Origin of the sequence: Roseateles sp. NT4 (assembly GCF_051857475.1) — a bacterium.
Taxonomy (GTDB): domain Bacteria; phylum Pseudomonadota; class Gammaproteobacteria; order Burkholderiales; family Burkholderiaceae_C; genus Pelomonas.
Map to the genome: position 1 here is coordinate 59,639 of NZ_JBPZGZ010000003.1, position 17,684 is coordinate 77,322.

Sequence of the window (17,684 nt, forward strand, 5' to 3'; positions counted from 1 at the left end):
GTCTAGCCAGGCGGATGGAGCAGGTTCACCGCCACTGGCTGCCGCCCATCCAGGATGTCCGTCGTCACCTCCCGCAGCACGACGGCGCCATGCTGCTTGCGCCAGCTGTCCCAGAGATGGGCGGCATCAGCATCAATGCTGGACGGACCTTTGAGCGCATAGGTGCGGCCGGTCTTGGTCGTCACTTCTTCGGTGTCGATGTGCACGAAGGCCACCGCCGAAGAGATCTTGGCGGCGTGCTCGTCCTCGATATAGCCGACGAGATGCCAGGTTGGCGCGTCATAGCTCGGGACCTGCACCTCCCAGGCGCGCCAGCGGACCAGCACGATGCGCGGCTCCTGGGAATGGGGCGTGGAGATCCAGAAGCCGCTCATGGCCGCGTCGGCTTGCCGTTGGGCGGCCGTGCTCTTGGTGTGGCCTTCGGCGCCGGGCGCAGCCCTGCGATGCGCCGCCACAGCGGCAGCACGGCGGCCAGCGGCCGCAGCAGATGGTGGTCGGGGTCGCCGAACCAGTTCGGCAGCTTCAATCGAAACGGGGTTCTCATGCCTGAGACCTGCACTGCTCAACCGTGAGCGCCCCTGAACGATGGCCTTCGTGGCAGTGCGTGGCTGTAGGACTTTGTGCTGCTTACACGCCGGCAAGGCAGCCACCGGGCCCCATCGCTAAGGCGATTTCGCCGCGCTGGGCGGGCTGGCCGACCATTGCTGGCGGTACTCGGCGCGGTAGGGCAGCAGGTCATCGACCTCCAGCTGGCCGAGCTGTCGCAGCAGCTCTGTCGTGACCGCAATCGGCCGGGCGACGCGGCCGCTGGGCGCCTGCCTGGCGAAGGCCCGCCTCAGCTCGTCGGCCAGCTGCCAGCCCTGCAGGCCCGTGGGTTCAGCGATGGTGGCCAGTTGCTGGGAGCGACCGGAGCGGATGCGGCTCAAGGCCGTGCGCGACCCGTCTCCCGCGGCAATACCGACGACGTCGCCGCGGCCCAGGGCCTGCAGCGGGAAGTGCATGGAGTCCATGTAGACGTCGTTGATGGCCAGCACATGGGTCCAGCGCCTGCCGAAGCGCTGCTGCAGTTTCTCCAGCGCGGCCGGCATCTCCTTGGCGGCGCTGGAGATGGGCAGGTCCTCGACGGCCAGCAGTTCGCAGCGGGCACAGCGTGACAGGGCGTCGCGCATGCGCAGGGTCTTGACGTTGGCGATGTCGAAGCGGCCGTCGTTGAAGATGACGACACCCGCCTGGGCACCCGGCGCGGGCGTGACCAGGGCTGCGGCCATGTCGGCGACGACGAGGGGATCGGTGCTGACGTTGGCGAACAGATAAGGCGTCGGCCCGTGGCGCGCCGACGCATGCCAGCCCACCAGCGCCGGCAGCGGGCGAGTGGATGTGGCCAGCCGGTCGGCCACATCGCCCTCGTCGAAACCACCCAGCACGATGCCGTCGACGCCAGCCTTCAGGGCCTCGTCGAAGGAGCGCCGGATCGTGGCCTTGTCGCCCTTGCCGTTGACGATGCTCAGGGCCCAGCCGAGTTCCTGGCAGGCCTGCTCGAAGCCCCGGTAGACCGTGGTGATGCCGCCGTTGCGGAAGTCCTGGGCCAGGAAGACGACGCGCTTGGGGCCACCCGTCGCCGGTTCCGCTGTCTGTGCGGTCGCCCTGCCCCAGGCCAGGGCGGCCAGCAAGCCGAGCATCGAGCGGCGCGGCAGGCGGGAGCCAGGGCGGGCGGGCGTCATGCGCGCAGCCTACCCTGCCGCGGCTTGACGCGCATCGGCTTTTCGCCCCGGCATGTGTCTCAGTAAATGTCGACCTTGACCTTGTCCACCGTGTACTTGCCGCTGCCGTAGTAGCCCTTGCTGGTCGCATCGCGCGTGAAGCGCAGGTGGATGACGGGCGAGCCGCTCGGGTAGCTGGGGCCACTGCTGTAGACGGGCACCGGCGCCGTGCCGACGTTGACCGTCGGCGTCTGGTCAACGGTGCGGGTCAGGGACTTGGAGGTTTCCAACGCCGCGAAGATGTCAGCCGAGTTGTAGGCGCTGCCGTAGTAGTAGGCCGTGCCGATGGCGCTCTTGCTGCTGGTCACGACCTTGCTCGACCAGTTGTACTTGTCGCCCGGCGTCAGCAGGCTGACACGCAGGCCATTGACCTTGTAGTAGCTGCCCGTCTGCACGCTGGCCGCCGCGGTGTCGACGATGAGCAGCTTGTTGGCGCCATAGACCGTCGCGGTCTGTGCTGACGTGTCGACAACCACGCCGGTGTTCTCGTCCACGCCAAAGCCCTGGGCCACACCAAGATCGCGCAGAGCCGCAGCGAGACGACCGAGGCGACCCGAGCGCGTGTCGAAATGGGTGTCGCTGAGGATGCCGGCAGGCAGATAGCCCAGGGCCTTCATCGTGGCGCCGTTCTCCAGGTAACGCAGCGCCGAGAGGCCGTCGCGCGTGTCGCCCAGGGAGGCGTAGCCGGTGACGGGGGTGTCGGGCAGGTCGGCGCCGTAGTAGAGGTAGCCGTAGCTGACGCCGGCCGCATGCATCTTGACGTTCAGCGCGTGGTTGCCGGCCGAGTCGCCGGCGATGACGATGCTGCCGCCGCCATTGCTCCAGCGGCTGCGCAGCGCCGCGGCGAGGGCCGTGTCGGCGCCGCTGTCGGTCAGCAGGGTGCGGATGATCTTGGCCTGGTCACCACCCACGAACCACACCGCGTCGGCCTGGTTCAGGATGGCGATGTTGGCCTGGCCTTCGGGCGTGCTGCTGCTGGTGTGCACGCCGTAGTTGTCGACGTGGGCGGTGATGAACTTCGGGCTGAAGCCGTGGGTCTGGAAGAGGTTGTAGTAGCCGCGCTTCAGCGGCGTGGAGCCGCTGGCCGGGATGTCGTTGTTGAAGGCGTCCAGGCCGGTGGCGTAGCTGTCCTTGGCGGCCGTGATGACGGCGATGCGCGGGCAGGCGGTGGTGGCCCAGTTGGTGCCGCAGTTGCTGGTGCTGTTGATGTTGGGCGTGAAGCCCGTGTCGCGCCCGGTGGCCTTGCGCAGGCCGTTGACGAAGAGGTCGGTGTTGGCGTCTTCATAGGCGCCACCGGAGAGGAAGAGTTTGCCGGCCGCAGCCGGCAGGGAAAGCGCAGCCAGCGCGCCGCACAACAGGATGCCAACGACTGATTTCTTCATGTGCACTCCAGAGGAGGAGGGCGGCGCCGGAATGGCGGCCTCGGACCCTGAAGCGCACGGTAGTGACGGGGTGGTGTCGGCGGAAGGTGGCGACTTGCAGCGGGGCGACGCCGACTTGCGTCGCTGTGCCGGCTTCGGGAATGTCCCGGGCGGGTGGCCCCTTAGGAAATTCGCCAGGCCAGCACCGGGCCACCGTCGTCGATGCGGGCGTGCACAGGCGGCTGGAAGCCTGCTGCTTTCAATGCCGTCAGCACCGGCTTGTGTGCGTCAGGCGCGTCCAGCACACGGCTTTCCGCAACCTCGCCGAGGAAGGACAGATAAACCGTCTGGCGCGGCAGCAGGGCTGCGAGATGGCTGCGCCATTCGGGGCCCAGACGGGCCTCGGCTTCGGCCGGATTGCCGGGGTAGAAGCGCGCACCCAGGGCCTGCCAGAAGGGCGATCGGCCTTGCTCGTCGCGCCAGCCGGGAAGTTCGCTAACCAGGGTGTCGCCGAACTCATCGGGCCGTTCACGCAGCAAATGCTGGGCCGCGGTAATGAGCTGCGGCAACTCGGGCGTCGGCTGCAACTGCGTCAGCTCGGCGGCTCCGGTGTGGTCGTTGCCGAGCAGCAGCGTGGTCTGCACACGGAACAGGTCCAGCTCCGCGGCGGCATGCACGACGCGGCCGAGGCGGAAGTGGTAGCGCGGCAACTGCATGCCGATGCGGGGCACGAGCAGGGCGCTGGCGCTGTTCACCGTCAGCCGGAGGCCGGCCGCCTCCTGGGTCACTTGCACCGTGCTCATTCCGCCACCTCCGTTTGCAGCGGCGTCACGACGAGGCGCTCACCCGGCTGTGCGCCCACGCGCGCCGCGGTGGCCGCGTCCACGTCGTGGCCCACCTCCGCCAGCACGGCGCGAAAGCGCGCCCGCTCGGTGCAGGCCACCAAAGCCCATTCGCGTGGGCCGCTGGGGTCGTCCTGAACGATGACCTCGCGCGCCAGCCTCACGCTGCGCAGCGACGCCAGCGGTGCCTCCACGGTCGGCCCGCCGTCGAAGATGTCGACATAGGTGTCGGCGTCGAAGCCCTCGTCCTGCAGCACCGAGAAGGGCAGTTCGCCCACCGGATGCAACTGGCCCAGGGCCCATTGCGCGGCCTCGGGCAGCAGGGCCACATAGATGGGCGAGGGCGGCATCAGGTCGGCGATGCAGGCGCGGCTGCGGCCGCCGATGATGGCCTCGGCCTCCGGGTAGGCCATGCCGAAGAAGCGCCGGCCGACGGCGTCCCAGAAGGGGCTCTGGCCGGCGGCATCGGTGATGCCGGGGCTCTCGGCCGCGATGCGCTCCGAGAAGCGCGCCGCGTTGTCGCGGATGAAGAGCAGGCGTGCCCGCGACAGCAGCTGGGCCGCGGGGCCGTTCTCGTAGTCGGGCTCCAGGTAGAAGGACGTCAACAGCGTGGTGCCCGTCAGGTCATGGCAGAGGTGCAGGGTGTGCATGCGCTGCGACACGCCGAGGGCCGTGCTGGCGTGCACGACGAACTCGTTGCGGTAGCTGTAGAAGCGGTCGAAAAAGCCGGCGCTGGCGGCGATGCCCGAGCAACCGACGACCCGACCATTGCGGCCTGCGTCTTCCAGCACGAAGAGATAGGTCTCCTCGCCGCTGGCGTCATCGGGGCTGGCGAAGGACTGCAGCGAGGCGGCGATGCGCCCGCGCAGCTTGGCCTCGTCGTTGGGCAGCGAGCTGATGCCGTCGGCGCTGGCCGCGGCCATGCGCACGAGGTCGGGCAGGTCGGCCGCCGCCACGGGGCGCAGCAGCAGGGAGTTCATGGGCGGTCTCCGGAAGAGGGTTCGGCGCGCCAGGCCTGGGCGCGCTGGCTGCGCTCGTCGCGCGGCGTGCGGCCGAAGTGGGCGCGGTAGGCGTTGGAGAAATGCGGGCCCGACGAGAAGCCGCAGCTCAGGCCGATCTGCAGGATGGACTGCGAACTCTGCTGCAGCAGCCGCCGGGCACGCGCCAGGCGCAGCTCCAGGTAGTGGCGCGAGGGCAGGGTGTCGAGGTGCTGCTTGAAGAGGCGCTCCAGCTGGCGGCGAGACACGCCCACCAGCGTGGCGACTTCCTCGGTCGGCAGCGGCTCGCCGAGATTGGCTTCCATCAACGCCAGGGCCTCGGCGAGCTTGGGGCTGCCGGCGCCGCGCTGCTCGCTGTAGCCGCCGCGCTGGCGTTCGTCGCGCGGACGCAGGCCCGCCAGGCCCATGGCCTGTTGCAGCTCCTGGCCGAGGCGTTCGCCATGTTGGCTGGTGAGCCAGGCGCAGCACAGGTCGGTCGCTGCAGTCCCGGCGGCGCTGAGGCGGTCGCCCGCGGCATTGATGTCCCACAAGCCCTGGGTCCAGGCGACGCCGGCGTGGGCATCGGCCAGACCGTCCAGCAGCAGCCAGTCGGCGCAGGCGCGCTGGCCATCGAGCAGGCCGGCTGCCGCCAGCGAGGCAGCGCCAGCGGCGAGGCCAGCGAGCACGACGCCATCAGTGGCCCAGCGCTTCAGCAGGGCGACCGTGGCGGCGTCGGCAGTGGAGGGCTCGGCCGCGATGACGAAGACGGCATGCCAATCAGTGGGAGGCGTCGCGCCGAGGGTCTGCACGCTCACACCGCCTTGCGCGTTGACCATGCCGCCGTTCATCGACAGCGCCTCGCTGCGATAGCGGGCCTCGTCCTGCAGTTCGTTGGCGGCCTCCAGGCTGTCCACCACGGCGGCCAGCGCGAGCAGCGGGAAACCCGGCTCCAGCAGCAGGCCGATGCGGCGGACAGGAGGCGTCATGGCCTCACTGTACCCAGCCTGTCAGGGCCGGGAAGGCCAGCAGGGCCAGGGCCATCACGAGGTAGAGGCCCTGCAGCGGCAGCATCCAGCGCACCCACTGGCCAAAGGGCACGCCCGACAGTGCCAGCACGCCGACGGTGATGCCCGAGGTCGGGATGATGGGCGTGGTCAGCTCGCCAAACTGGAAGGCCAGCACGGCGGTCTGGCGCGTGACGCCGACGAGGTCGGCCAGCGGCGCCATGATGGGCATGGTCAGCGCGGCCTGGCCGGTGCCGGAGTGGATGAAAAAGTTGATGACCGACTGGATGGCGAACATCTTCTGCGCGGCCAGCACCGGCGTGCTGGACGCCACCAGCGGCGCCAGCGCATTCAGCAGCGTGTCGATGATCTGGCCCTCGCGCATCAGGATGACCGTGCCTTTGGCCAGCGCGATGACCAGGGCCGTGCCGACCAGGTCGCGCGCGCCGTGCAGGAAGGCGGCCATGAAGTCGTCCGCCGACAGCCGCGCCACCACGCCCACGGCCACGGCCATGACGAGGAAGAGGGCGGCGATCTCCTCGATGTACCAGCCGTACTTGACGACGCCGCCGATCATCACGGCCAGCGTGGCGGCGAACAGCCACAGCACCGCGCGGTGGCGGCCGCTCATGCCGGTGAAGGCCTCGAAGCTGGCCAGGTCCAGGGTTTTGCGGCGCTCCTGGTCCATCGCGTAGCTGGGGCTCAGCGTCGGGTCGCGCTTGATGCGTGCCGCCCACCACATCAGGAAGGCGATGGTGACGGCCGTGGCGATGACCCAGCACAGGGCGCGGTAGCCCAGGCCCGAGAACATCGGCACGCCGGCAATGCCCTGGGCCACGCCGACGTTGAAGGGGTTGAGGAAGGCCGTGGCGAAACCCACCTGCGAGCCGACGAAGGGAATGGCGACGCCGGTCAGGGTGTCCAGTTTCAGCGCCAGGGCCAGCGGGATGAAGATCAAGACAAATGGAATGGCTTCCTCCGCCATGCCGAAGCTCGCGCCGCCCAGCGAGAACAGCGTGACGAAGACCGGGATGACGGCCACGCGCACCAGGGCCGAGCGGCTGTGGGCACGGGCCACGGACTTGATCAGCGCATCGATGGCCTCGGTGCGCTGCAGCACCGCGAAGGCGCCGCCGACGATGAGAACGAAGCCGATGATGAGCGCCGCCTCGACAAAGCCCTTGATCGGCGCCGTCAACAGCGCGGTGAGCCCCTGCGGCTTGGCGGCTATGAGGTGAAAGCTGCCAGCGACGATCAGCGTCTTGCCGTTGACCAGCTCGGTCTGGAAGCGCCCGCCGGGCACGACCCAGGTGGCGGCTGCGATCAGCGCCAGCAGCGCGAACAACAGCACATAGGTGTTGGGCAGGCGCAGCTTCATGGCGAGAGCAATCTGCCTGAGCGGTAGGGAACGGCGCCGGCGATCTTGCACAGCCGCATGCCGCGGGTTGCGTAGCGGCGGGCGCTGCGGGCAAAGCAGCGGCCGCTCGTGTGGGCCTGCAGCGGCGTGCGCGTGTCGGTCAGCGGGTCGATGAGTTCGGCGACGAGTTCGCCGGCCTCCACCCAGTCGCCCGGTGCCTTGGCAAAGACGACGATGCCACTCGTGGGCGCGGTGATGGGCTCGACGCCTTCCAGCGGCGTGGGCTCACATGCCGGGGGCGCGGGTGGCGCGAGGCCATCGACATGACCGAGATGGCGCAGATAAGTCAGCAGCGCGTCGGCATCGTGCTCGGCGAGTTCATGCGACACCTCGGTCTCGCCACGCAGTTCGACGGTGGCGGCCAGGCAGGCGTTGCGCTCGATGGGGAAGCGGCCGTCGAAATGCGCGGCCAGCTCCCACCAGATGCGCGAGATGGTTTCGTCGAAGGGGTCGTCGCCCGACACCGCGCTGTAGAGCAGGGCCTGGGCGCCGAGCCAGCCGGCCAGCGGCTGCAGCGCCTCGGTCTGCGGCGTCCCGGTGTAGACATGCATGACGGCCTGGTTGTCGCAATGCAGGTCCAGCACCAGGTCGGCGTCCATGGCCAGGGTCTGCAGCAGGCGCTTCAGGGCTTCGGCTTCGCTCATGGGCTGCCAGGCTTGGAGCAGCTGGAGGCAGGCTGCGCGGATCGTTCGAGTGTTGGCCGCGGCATCAGCGCCGAGCAGCGGCTCGACCAGCGGGATCAGCGCCGCCGTCAGGTGCTTGAACTGGCGGTTGAAGTTGACGCCCGTGCCGAGGTCGAAGCGGCCAAAAGCGGTGCCCTGCACATCCTGCGCGAGGCCGATGGGGTTGGCCATGGGCACGAGGACGATCTCGCCGGCAATCGCACCGGCCGCCTCGAGTGCCGACAGCCGCTCGATGAGGGCCTGCGCAACGAGCATCGGCGGCACCTCGTCGGCATGCAGGGCGGCATGGATGTAAACCTTGCGGCCCGACTCGCCGCGGCCGAAGTGCAGGCTGCGGACATGGCGCTGCGTGCCGGCGCTGGCGGCCGGCAGTTCATGGTGGACGCTGCGCATGTCAGTTCGGCGCCAGGGGCGTGAAGAGCGGAGCGGCCATGCGCACGGGAATGACGTCCAGGCGCGCCTTCAGCACGGTGTAGTCCTCCCCGCCCAGCGCGCCGCTGAACCAGCCGACCAGACCGGGGCCCTTGTAGAGGCGGAACTCGAAGCCCAGCTCGGGCGACAGATCGTTGGGCCTGGGCCTGACGCGGTAAGCCAAGCCGCGCACCTCGGGCGCGCGGCCGTCCAGCAACTGGGCCATGGCGGTCACGATGGTGTTGTCGGCCAGGATGTCGAGGAAGTAGTTTTCGTTCTGCAGATAGGGCTTGTAGTCGCTCGCGGCCGGGTCGATCTTCTGGTCGCGCAGCTTGTGGGCCGCGGGCGTCGTCACCCCGGTCTTGAGGTTGTGCCTGTCGCCGCGGTCCAGGTAGCTGAGCAGGGCGCCGCGCAGGTTGAAGGCGGGCAGCTTGGCGTCGGCCGTGGCCTCGGACAGGTCCACCAGCAGGGCACCGCGCGCGCCGACGATCTCGACCTCGCTGCCCTTGACGACGGCCGCGGTGTTCTCCTCCACGCCCAGGCCCAGGGTGTAGCCGAAGGCGCGCATGGCCGGCAGCATGCGGCCGATGCGACCGCGCTTCAGGAAGTGCTGGTCCACGAACAGGTCGTGACCGACGAACCCCAGGCCGCGGTCGTACTCGCGGCCTTCGCGCCACTGACCCTTCAGGATCTGCATGTTGTCGCCAGCGTCGCGGAACATCATGCGGCTCATGATGGCCGCCCCGGCACTGCTGCCGGCCACCACGCCGCCGCCGTCGAAGACCTGCCAGATGGCCTTCAGCATCTGGGTCGGCTCGCCCTTGGGTTGCAGGGTGTCGACGATGTATTCCTGGGCGCCGCCCGAGAAGAACACGGCCTTGGACGCGGCGACCTTGGCGATCAGCTTGGGGTCGTTGAGGTTGGCCTGCAGGTCGATGTCCTTCTGGCGCGGTGCGACCGGAATCGCCTCGGCATTGGCGCCATGGCGGTTCAGCGCGGCCACGATGAGGCCGGCGCTGCGCTCGGGGTTGGCGGCGGCGGTGGCGAACACGGCGATGGGCGCGCCGGCGCCACCGGCCTCCTCGACGATGCGGGCCCAGACGGCCTCGTTGTCGTTCTTCAAGGCGCCACCGATGACGATGGCCGTGCCGGCGTGGGCGGTGGTGGCGCACCACAGCGCGACCAGGGTGAGGCGGGTCAGGAATCTCATGACGCCGATCTTGGCAGCACCGCGCCGCAGCAGCCAGCGGGTTAGGCCTCAAAGCGGTGCGCCAAGCACCAGCAACGCAATTGCATGTCGCATCAACGCAAGCGCTGTTGCAGGCCCACCCGGCATGCTTGCCGAGAAGCGACGCGCATTTGCGTGCAAGCGACCGCCCCACCGAAACCCCATAGGCAAGCCCTGCACCGCCTCCCTAACCTGAAAGGCATCCGCTCCCACCCATTCAAAACAGAGGCCCTCATGACCCGCTCCTTCACCCGGCACCCGCTGGCGCACGCCGCCCTGCTCTGTGTCATCGCACTGCCCGCCTACGCACAGCAAGACCAGAAACTCGAACGCGTCGAGATCACCGGATCCAGCATCAAGCGCGTGGACGCCGAGACCGCGCTGCCGGTGCAGACCATCAAGCGCGAGGACATCGCCAAAGCTGGCGTGACGACGGCCGCCGAGCTGCTGAAGAACATCAGCGCCGCCGCGGCCAACCTCGGTGATGGTGCCTCCATCACCGACAACACCGGCGGCCAGCGCGGCTTCAACGGCGCCAACCTGCGCGGCATCGGCGTGAGCAGCACGCTGGTGCTGCTGAACGGCCGCCGCCTGGCCAACTTCGCCTCGCCCGGCGACTCGGCCGGCGTGGACCTGAACAGCATCCCGGCCGGCGCCATCCAGCGCGTCGAGGTGCTGAAGGACGGCGCGTCAGCCATCTACGGCACCGACGCCATCGGCGGCGTCATCAACTTCATCACCCGCCAGGACTACACCGGCCTGGACCTCAACGCCTACTACGCCGGCACCCAGGAAGGCGGCGCGGGCAAGAAGACCTTCACCGTCAGCGGTGGCGTGGGCGAGCTGGCAAAGGATGGCTACAACGTCTTCGCGACGCTGGACGTGCAGCGCCTGGACGCCCTGCGTTCCACGCAGCGAAAGTTCATCCAGGAGCGCCCGCTGACCGAGACCGTGCCCTACTACCTGTCCAGCCGCCCCTTCCCCGGCAACATCCGCCTGTCTGGCACGGCGTCCACGCGCGCGGCCCAGCTCGCCGCCATCAACGCTGCCGGCTACACCTTCAACGGCAAGCCCTACACCCAGCGCACGGTCAACCTGTTCGCACCGGCCTGCAACCCGCCGGCCTCCGTCTACGCGCCCACGGCCATCGGCTCCGAGGCCTGCGGCTATGACTACATGGCCGACACCGAGATCTATCCCAAGGCCGACAAGACCTCCTTCCTGACGCGCGGCGTCGTCGACGTCGGCGGCGGCCACCAGCTGTTTGCCGAGGCCCTGCTGGCACGCGCCGAGACGACCTATGTGCTGTCGCCCAACCCGACGACGCTGAGCGGCGTGACCTGGGCGGCGGTCAACCCCTTCCTGCCCAAGCCCGTGAACGACTCGCGGACGTTTGAGGTGCGCTTCCGCGCAACGGAGCTGGGCAACCGCACGAACGAAGTGCAGAGCGATGCCAACCGCGTTGTCGTCGGCGCCAAGGGCACGTTGTTCGGCGACTGGGACTACACGGCCGGCGCCAGCTATGCGGTCAACAAGGTCAAGGACCGCTACGTCGACGGCTACTTCAAGTTCAACGAGCTGCTGGCCGCGGTGAAGGCCGGCCAGATCAACCCCTTCGGCCCGTCGCCGGCGAGCAGCCAGTCACTGATCCAGTCGTTACGCATCGACGACGTGGCCCGCCGCGGCGAGGGCGCCACCTCGGGCCTGGACTTCAAGATCACCGGCACCCTGGCCCAGCTGGAAGGCGGCGAGCTCGGTCTTGCCCTGGGCGCCGAGCTGCGCCGCGAGACGCAGAAGTTCACCCCTTCGGCTCTGCTGGTCGGCAACAACATCGGCGGCGACCGCGACTCTTCGGGCACCGCGCCGGCCCTGGTTGCGACGAGCTATGGCCGCAACATCGCCTCGGCCTATGCCGAGCTGAATGCGCCCGTCACCAAGACCCTGGAGATCCAGGCTGCCCTGCGCGCCGACCACTACGAGAACGTCGGCAGCTCGGTGAACCCCAAGCTGGGCCTGCGCTACCAGCCCAGCAAGGCTGTCGTGCTGCGCGCCTCCGCCGGCACGGGCTTCCGCGCGCCGAGCTTCAGCGAGCTGTATCGACCGACCAGCTACGGCACCAGCCCGGCCTTCCTCTACGACAGCGTCTATGACGCCTTCGACCAGTACCCGACGCAGAAGGTCTCCAACCCCAACCTCAAACCCGAGAAGAGCAAGCAGTTCTCCAGCGGCATCGTCTTCGAGCCCGTCAAGGACAGCACCATCAGCCTGGACTACTGGCGCATCACCAAGACCGACGTCATCAGCGACCTGTCGGGCAAGATCATCCTGGAGAGCCCGACGCGCTATGCCAGCTACATCTTGCGCGACCCGGCCGACGACTACCCGACGCTGATCCTGAAGAAGGAGAACCAGGGCGGGCTCAAGACCTCGGGCCTGGACCTGGACGCGCGTTGGCGCTCGGCCGCTGGCGACATGGGCCGCGTGGGCCTGAATTTCAGCGGCACGTATGTGCATGAATACAAGCGCCAGTTCGGCCCTGCCGAGCCCTATCTGGAGAACGCCGGCCGCTTCCTGCAGGACCAGGTCATCCAGCGCTGGCGTCATCGCGTGTCGGGCGACTGGGACTTCGGTTCACTGTCGCTGACCGTCGGCAACAGCTATTTCTCACGCTACACCGACGACAGCTACCTGCCCGATACCCAGCCGCGCAAGGTCAAGGCCTATTCGCTGTGGGACATGAGTGGCAGCTGGCGCTTCAGCAAGCAGCTCAGCGTGCGTGCCGGCGTGCAGAACCTGCTGAACACCGCCCCGCCGTTCTCCAACCAGTCCTACTACTTCCTGTCGACCTTCGACCCGACCTACGCCGACCCGCGCGGCCGCAGCTGGTTTGTCAGCCTGAGCTGGCAGATGCGTTGACGTGGATCAGGCGCGCTCGCCGTCGATCAGCTTCCTGAGCCACGGGCGCAGCGCAAACACCGCGGCGCCCGTGACCAGGCTGCCCACGGCCAGCTGCGTGAACAGTGCTGAATACTGCGGGTTGGTCGTCAGCGGCGAGCCGTCCACCGGCTGGGACACCATGCCCGAGAAGTCACCGGCGAACAGCGACGCCAGGCCGGTGACCAGCATCCAGCTGCCCATCATGATGCCCTGGTACTGCCTGGGTGCCAGGCGGCCGATCATGGCGTAGCCGATGGGCGAGATCAGCAGTTCGCCCACGCTCTGCAGCACATAGCTGAGGAAGAGCCAGAAGAAGTCCGACTTGCCGGTGCCGTCGGCAAAGTGGATGCCGATGGGCAGCACGAGAAAGCCCAGGCCCATCAGCAAGATGGCCGCGGCGAACTGCATCGGGATGTCCACCGGCCAGCCGCTGGCGCGCCAGCGCGCGAACAGCGAGGCCAGCAGCGGGCCGCCGATGACGATGGTGACGGTGTTGATGTTCTGCACCCATTGCGGCGCCACCGGCACGCCCCAGACATTCATCAGCACATTGCCCACCGCATAGAGCTGCAGGCCGTTGGGCGCCATCTGATACAGCGACCAGAACACCAGCGAGCCCAGGGTCAGCACCAGATAGGCCTGCATGCGCTGCTTTTCGGCCGGCACCGGGTGGCGCACCGTGATGACGATGAGGGCGATGGCGACGAGGGCACAGAAGGCCTTCATGCCGATGGCGGTGTCGCCCGGCTGCTTCAGCAGCCAGACCAGCAGCGGCACCAGGCCGACGAGGATGGCCGTGCCGACGGCGAAGCGGCCCCAGAAGTCCGCGCCGGTCCGTTGCCGCAGGGGCGTGTTGCGGTCGGCGAGGGTGCGCCAGAAGATCAGCGCGACGACGATGGCGGCGGCATTGCCCAGGGTGGCAAACCAGAACAGCGAGTGGTAGTCCTCGCTGAGCTGGAACACGCCCGAGACCGTGAAGCCGATGAAGAAGCCGACATTCATGCCGGCGTAGTTCCACAGGAAGGCGGCCTCGCGGCGGTCGTCCTCGGGCGTGAAGCGCTGGGTCAGCATCATGTTCACGCAGGTCACGTTCAGGCCGCTGCCGGTCAGGAACAGGGCCATGCCCCAGTACAGGCCTTCCAGGCTGCCGCCGGCCACCGTGCCGCAACCCAGCACCTGCAGCAGCATGCCGCCGACGAAGAGGTTGCGGTTGCTCAGGAAGCGCCCGCCCAGATAGCCGCCGAACAGGTGCAGCCCGTAGTTGAAGGCGCCGAACACGCCGGTGATCAGCGCGGCCTGTTCGCTGGTGAAGCCGTGGTGGCGGGTCGTGTACAGCGTCAGCGTGAACTGCAGGACGGCGAAGCCCAGCGTCGCGAAGACCTGGATGAGGAAGAGGACGGCCGAGCCCTCGGGGATGCGGGCCGCCATTTGCTGGAGTCGGTTCATGGGGCCGGGATTGTCCTGGCGCGAAGCCAGGTTTCGTGTGGGTGTCATCCCGCGGACAGGGCGGGGTCAGGCTGCCGCATAGGATGAACCATGCCCAGCTTCACAAAAGTTTTCGTCGCCAACCGCGGGGAGGTCGCGCTGCGCGTGCTGCGCGCCCTGCGGGATCTCGGCATTGCCAGCGTCACCGTGCATTCGGCGGATGACTCACCGGCATCGATGGCCGACGAGGTCGTCGCGCTGCCGGCCAGCGGGCCGGCGGCCTATCTGGACGTCGACGGCCTGGTGGCGATCGCGAAGCGCACAGGCTGCGACGCCGTCCACCCAGGCTATGGATTCTTGAGCGAGCGTGCCGACTTTGCACGGGCCTGTGCGGCGGCCGGTCTGGCATTCATCGGCGCGATGCCAGAGCAGCTCGAGTTGTTTGGTGACAAGGCCCGCGCCCGGGCGTTGGCCGGGGAGTGCGGCGTGCCGGTGCTGGCCGGCAGCCGGGGTGCCGTCACGCGGGAAGAGGCCCAGGCCTTTCTGGCCGCGCACGGCGCCCTGATGCTGAAGGCACTGGGTGGTGGCGGTGGTCGCGGAATGCGAGCCGTGCTGAATGCGGACGAGTTGCCTGCGGCTTTCGAGCGCTGCCGCTCCGAGGCTCTGTCGGCGTTTGGCGTCGACGGCCTCTATGTCGAACGCCTGATGCGTGGTGCGCGGCACATCGAGGTCCAGGTCATCGGCGACGGCCAGCATGTCATCGCCCTCGGCGAACGCGACTGCTCGCTGCAGCAGCGCTTCCAGAAGCTGGTCGAGATGGCGCCCAGCCCGGTGCTGGACGAGGCCCTGCGCGGCCGCCTGGTCGAAGCCGCGCTGCACATGGCCCAGGCCGTGGGCTATCGGGGCCTGGGCACCTTCGAGTTCCTCGTCGATGTGGCGGCCGGCGGCTTCGTCTTCATCGAGACCAACCCGCGGCTGCAGGTCGAGCACACCGTCACCGAGGAGGTCACGGGCCTGGACCTGGTGCAGTTGCAGATCGAGGTCGCCGCCGGACGGCGTCTGGCCGAGTTGGGCCTGGACAAGTCCCCCGCCGTGCAGGGCTTTGCCATCCAGTGGCGCATCAACGCCGAGGGCGGCGGCCGGCTGGACCGCTTTGACCTGCCCGCCGGGCCCGGCGTTCGCGTCGACACGCACGGCCTGACGGGTATGACGACTTCGCCGCAGTACGACAGCTTGCTGGCCAAGCTGGTCGTGCGTGGAGCGCGCTTCGAGGACGCGCTGAGGCGCTCGCAGCGTGCGCTGGCCGAAACCCGCATCGAAGGTCTGCCGACCAATATGGGCCTGCTGCGCCGCCTGGCCGAGAGACTGGCGCCGGCGGAGTTGCACACGGGCTGGCTGGAAGAGCATCTGGCCGCGCTGCAGCCGTCAGCTGTCGAGACTGATCCCCAGCAACTGCGCGCACCGACCGCGGGCCGGCTGCTTCAGTTCAGCGTGGCGGTCGGCGACGTCGTCGCCGCCGGCGCCGAGCTGGCCGTGCTCGAGGCGATGAAGATGGAGCATGTGCTGGCCGCGCCGCGGGCCGGGCGCGTTGCCGCGCTCGCCGTCGCGCCGGGCCAGTTCGTCAACGCCGGTGAGCTGCTGCTGAGCCTGGAGCCGACCGACGAAGCGGCGACGACCGTCACCGAGGCTCAGGCCCTCGACCCCGACCGCATCCGTCCCGATCTGCAGCGCCTGCTTGACCGCGTCGCCTTCACGCAAGACGCGGCGCGCCCCGACGCCATGGCCAAGCGCCATGCCCAGGGTCTGCGCAGCGCGCGCGAGAACATCGCCGACCTCTGCGACGAGGGCAGCTTCATCGAATACGGCGCCCTGGCCGTTGCCGCCCAGTCGCGCCGCCGCAGGCCCGAGGACCTGATCGCCAACACGCCGGCCGACGGCATCGTGACCGGCATAGGCGCCGTCAACGGCCGCGACTTCGGCGAGGAGAAGTCCCGCACCGTCGTCATGGCCTATGACGCCACCGTGCTGGCCGGCACACAAGGCGCGCGCAACCACGCCAAGACCGATCGCATGCTGGGCATCGCGGCCGAGCAGCAGCTGCCCCTGGTGCTGTTCGCCGAGGGAGGCGGTGGCCGGCCTGGCGACACCGACATGCCAGTCGTCGCCGGCCTGCATGTGCCGACCTTTGCCAGCCATGCCGCGCTGAGCGGCCGCGTGCCCGTCGTCGGCATCGCCGCCGGCCGCTGCTTTGCCGGCAATGCGGCCCTGCTGGGCTGCAGCGACGTCATCATCGCTACGCGGGCCAGCCAAATCGGCATGGGCGGACCGGCCATGGTGGAGGGCGGCGGCCTGGGTGTCTTCAAGGCCGAGCAGATCGGCCCGGCGAGCGTCCAGCATGCCAATGGCGTCATCGACGTGCTGGTACCCGACGAGGTGGCCGCGGTGGTGGCCGCCAGGCACTATCTGTCCTTCTTCCAGGGGCGCGTGACTCAGTGGACGGCGCCCGATGCGCGGGCGCTGCGCCATGTCGTGCCCGAGAACCGGCTGCGCGTCTACGACAGCCGCACCGTCCTGCCGGCCTTGTTCGACGAAGCCAGCGTGCTCCTGCTGCGCACCGGCTTTGGTGCCGGCATCCACACCGCACTGGCGCGCATCGAGGGGCGCCCGGTCGGTGTTTTGGCCAGCAACCCGCTGCACCTGGGCGGCGCCATCGACGCCGACGCGGCGGACAAGGCGGCCCGTTTCATGCAGCTCTGCAATGCCCATGGCCTGCCGCTGGTCAGCCTCATCGACACGCCGGGCTTCATGGTCGGACCGGATGCCGAAGCGAAGGCCCAGGTCCGCCATGTCAGCCGCCTCTTCGTCACGGCCGGTGCCTTGCGCGTGCCTTTCTTTGCCGTCGTACTGCGCAAGGGCTATGGCCTGGGCGCCATGGCGATGGCCGCGGGTGGCCTGCACCGGCCGGTGTGCAGCATCGCCTGGCCCACCGGCGAGTTCGGTGCCATGGGCCTGGAGGGGGCCGTCAGGCTGGGCTTTCGCAAGGAGCTGGAGGCCCTGCCGGCCGGCCCCGAACGGGAAGCCCTGTTCCAGCGCCTCGTCGCCCAGCAATACAGCAATGGCGAGGCGATGAACCTCGCGGCGACGCTGGAGATCGACGCCGTCATCGATCCCGCCGAGACTCGGTCCTGGCTCGCGCGCGGCCTCGCCTCGGCCATCATCCGGCCTCTCGACAGCCACCGTTTTGTGGACACCTGGTGATGACAGCAAAACTCGACCTCGTGCGCGCCTACCTGGCCGCCTACGCCGCCCGCGACCTGACGGCCGTGGACGCGATGTTCGCCGACGCCATCACCCTGCGTGACTGGAATATCCGCGTCGTCGGCAAGGCCGCGGCCCTGGAAGAGACGCGCAAGAACTTCGATTCGGTCGAGAGTCTTTCCATCGAGGTGCTGGCCGCTTACGAGCGCGACGGCGGTGCGGCGGCCGAGCTGAAGATAGGTATCAATGGCCGCGACACGATCTACGTCGTCGACGTGTTCGACCTTGATGCCGACGGGCGCATCACCGCCATCCGCGCCTATATCGGCCGCGGCGACGAATGAAACGACTCGCTTTACTAATGCGTCCATAGCATGCACA

Annotated in this window: 14 protein-coding genes; 3 read left to right on the forward strand and 11 right to left on the reverse strand. The window is 68.8% G+C overall.

Going from position 1 to position 17,684, the window contains the following annotated elements:
• Positions 1-2 precede the first annotated feature (2 nt).
• The 10 genes from ACS5PN_RS19250 to ACS5PN_RS19295 all read right to left on the reverse strand — a co-directional run bounded on the left by ACS5PN_RS19250 (position 3) and on the right by ACS5PN_RS19295 (position 9,665).
• Positions 3-374 (reverse strand): hypothetical protein, encoded by a 372-nt coding sequence (locus tag ACS5PN_RS19250; protein ID WP_439465628.1) that lies wholly within the window; start codon positions 372-374, stop codon positions 3-5.
• Entirely contained in the window at positions 371-544 is a 174-nt protein-coding gene (locus ACS5PN_RS19255; protein WP_439465629.1) for a hypothetical protein, read from the reverse strand. The genes ACS5PN_RS19250 and ACS5PN_RS19255 overlap by 4 nt, the downstream gene beginning before the upstream one ends.
• Before the next feature lie 118 nt (positions 545-662).
• Complete coding sequence (locus tag ACS5PN_RS19260; protein ID WP_439465630.1) at positions 663-1,721, reverse strand: substrate-binding domain-containing protein; 1,059 nt, start codon at positions 1,719-1,721, stop codon at positions 663-665.
• Positions 1,722-1,780: 59 nt separating this feature from the next.
• Positions 1,781-3,142: a cyanophycinase gene (locus ACS5PN_RS19265; RefSeq protein WP_439465631.1), complete on the reverse strand. Its 1,362-nt coding sequence runs from the start codon at positions 3,140-3,142 to the stop codon at positions 1,781-1,783.
• 161 nt (positions 3,143-3,303) lie between these two features.
• On the reverse strand, positions 3,304-3,924 hold the full coding sequence (locus ACS5PN_RS19270) for an arginine N-succinyltransferase (protein ID WP_439465632.1): 621 nt from the start codon (positions 3,922-3,924) through the stop codon (positions 3,304-3,306).
• A complete protein-coding gene (locus ACS5PN_RS19275) occupies positions 3,921-4,943 on the reverse strand; it encodes an arginine N-succinyltransferase (RefSeq protein WP_439465633.1) in 1,023 nt (340 codons plus the stop codon). Before ACS5PN_RS19275 ends, ACS5PN_RS19270 begins: the two co-directional genes overlap by 4 nt.
• The gene (locus ACS5PN_RS19280) at positions 4,940-5,926 is read right to left on the reverse strand and encodes a GlxA family transcriptional regulator (RefSeq protein ID WP_439465634.1); all 987 of its coding nucleotides are present in this window, start codon (positions 5,924-5,926) and stop codon (positions 4,940-4,942) included. The genes ACS5PN_RS19275 and ACS5PN_RS19280 overlap by 4 nt, the downstream gene beginning before the upstream one ends.
• A 4-nt stretch (positions 5,927-5,930) precedes the next feature.
• On the reverse strand, positions 5,931-7,322 hold the full coding sequence (locus ACS5PN_RS19285) for a YfcC family protein (RefSeq protein WP_439465635.1): 1,392 nt from the start codon (positions 7,320-7,322) through the stop codon (positions 5,931-5,933).
• A complete protein-coding gene (locus ACS5PN_RS19290; RefSeq protein ID WP_439465636.1) occupies positions 7,319-8,437 on the reverse strand; it encodes a succinylglutamate desuccinylase/aspartoacylase family protein in 1,119 nt (372 codons plus the stop codon). The genes ACS5PN_RS19285 and ACS5PN_RS19290 overlap by 4 nt, the downstream gene beginning before the upstream one ends.
• A 1-nt stretch (position 8,438) precedes the next feature.
• Positions 8,439-9,665 (reverse strand): cyanophycinase, encoded by a 1,227-nt coding sequence (locus ACS5PN_RS19295; protein ID WP_439465637.1) that lies wholly within the window; start codon positions 9,663-9,665, stop codon positions 8,439-8,441.
• A 252-nt stretch (positions 9,666-9,917) separates the two neighbouring features.
• Between ACS5PN_RS19295 and ACS5PN_RS19300 the strand changes: the two genes are divergently transcribed.
• Entirely contained in the window at positions 9,918-12,599 is a 2,682-nt protein-coding gene (locus tag ACS5PN_RS19300; protein ID WP_439465638.1) for a TonB-dependent receptor, read from the forward strand.
• Positions 12,600-12,605: 6 nt separating this feature from the next.
• Here ACS5PN_RS19300 and ACS5PN_RS19305 read toward each other — a convergent pair whose 3' ends face one another.
• The gene (locus ACS5PN_RS19305) at positions 12,606-14,066 is read right to left on the reverse strand and encodes a peptide MFS transporter (protein WP_439465639.1); all 1,461 of its coding nucleotides are present in this window, start codon (positions 14,064-14,066) and stop codon (positions 12,606-12,608) included.
• A 90-nt stretch (positions 14,067-14,156) separates the two neighbouring features.
• Here ACS5PN_RS19305 and ACS5PN_RS19310 point away from each other — a divergent pair, with 90 nt between their 5' ends.
• A complete protein-coding gene (locus ACS5PN_RS19310; protein ID WP_439465640.1) occupies positions 14,157-17,303 on the forward strand; it encodes a carboxyl transferase domain-containing protein in 3,147 nt (1,048 codons plus the stop codon).
• Positions 17,303-17,647, forward strand: coding sequence for a nuclear transport factor 2 family protein (locus tag ACS5PN_RS19315; RefSeq protein ID WP_439465641.1), 345 nt, complete (start codon positions 17,303-17,305; stop codon positions 17,645-17,647). Before ACS5PN_RS19310 ends, ACS5PN_RS19315 begins: the two co-directional genes overlap by 1 nt.
• Positions 17,648-17,684: the final 37 nt, after the last annotated feature.

What these genes read in the sequence shown, in the direction of transcription:
- ACS5PN_RS19250 (WP_439465628.1), bottom strand. Translation starts at nt 374, where the DNA reads ATGAGCGGCTTCTGGATCTCCACGCCCCATTCCCAGGAGCCGCGCATC.
- ACS5PN_RS19315 (WP_439465641.1), top strand. Translation starts at nt 17,303, where the DNA reads ATGACAGCAAAACTCGACCTCGTGCGCGCCTACCTGGCCGCCTACGCC.
- ACS5PN_RS19295 (WP_439465637.1), bottom strand. Translation starts at nt 9,665, where the DNA reads ATGAGATTCCTGACCCGCCTCACCCTGGTCGCGCTGTGGTGCGCCACC.
- ACS5PN_RS19255 (WP_439465629.1), bottom strand. Translation starts at nt 544, where the DNA reads ATGAGAACCCCGTTTCGATTGAAGCTGCCGAACTGGTTCGGCGACCCC.
- ACS5PN_RS19305 (WP_439465639.1), bottom strand. Translation starts at nt 14,066, where the DNA reads ATGAACCGACTCCAGCAAATGGCGGCCCGCATCCCCGAGGGCTCGGCC.
- ACS5PN_RS19280 (WP_439465634.1), bottom strand. Translation starts at nt 5,926, where the DNA reads ATGACGCCTCCTGTCCGCCGCATCGGCCTGCTGCTGGAGCCGGGTTTC.
- ACS5PN_RS19265 (WP_439465631.1), bottom strand. Translation starts at nt 3,142, where the DNA reads ATGAAGAAATCAGTCGTTGGCATCCTGTTGTGCGGCGCGCTGGCTGCG.
- ACS5PN_RS19300 (WP_439465638.1), top strand. Translation starts at nt 9,918, where the DNA reads ATGACCCGCTCCTTCACCCGGCACCCGCTGGCGCACGCCGCCCTGCTC.
- ACS5PN_RS19275 (WP_439465633.1), bottom strand. Translation starts at nt 4,943, where the DNA reads ATGAACTCCCTGCTGCTGCGCCCCGTGGCGGCGGCCGACCTGCCCGAC.
- ACS5PN_RS19270 (WP_439465632.1), bottom strand. Translation starts at nt 3,924, where the DNA reads ATGAGCACGGTGCAAGTGACCCAGGAGGCGGCCGGCCTCCGGCTGACG.
- ACS5PN_RS19285 (WP_439465635.1), bottom strand. Translation starts at nt 7,322, where the DNA reads ATGAAGCTGCGCCTGCCCAACACCTATGTGCTGTTGTTCGCGCTGCTG.
- ACS5PN_RS19310 (WP_439465640.1), top strand. Translation starts at nt 14,157, where the DNA reads ATGCCCAGCTTCACAAAAGTTTTCGTCGCCAACCGCGGGGAGGTCGCG.
- ACS5PN_RS19260 (WP_439465630.1), bottom strand. Translation starts at nt 1,721, where the DNA reads ATGACGCCCGCCCGCCCTGGCTCCCGCCTGCCGCGCCGCTCGATGCTC.
- ACS5PN_RS19290 (WP_439465636.1), bottom strand. Translation starts at nt 8,437, where the DNA reads ATGCGCAGCGTCCACCATGAACTGCCGGCCGCCAGCGCCGGCACGCAG.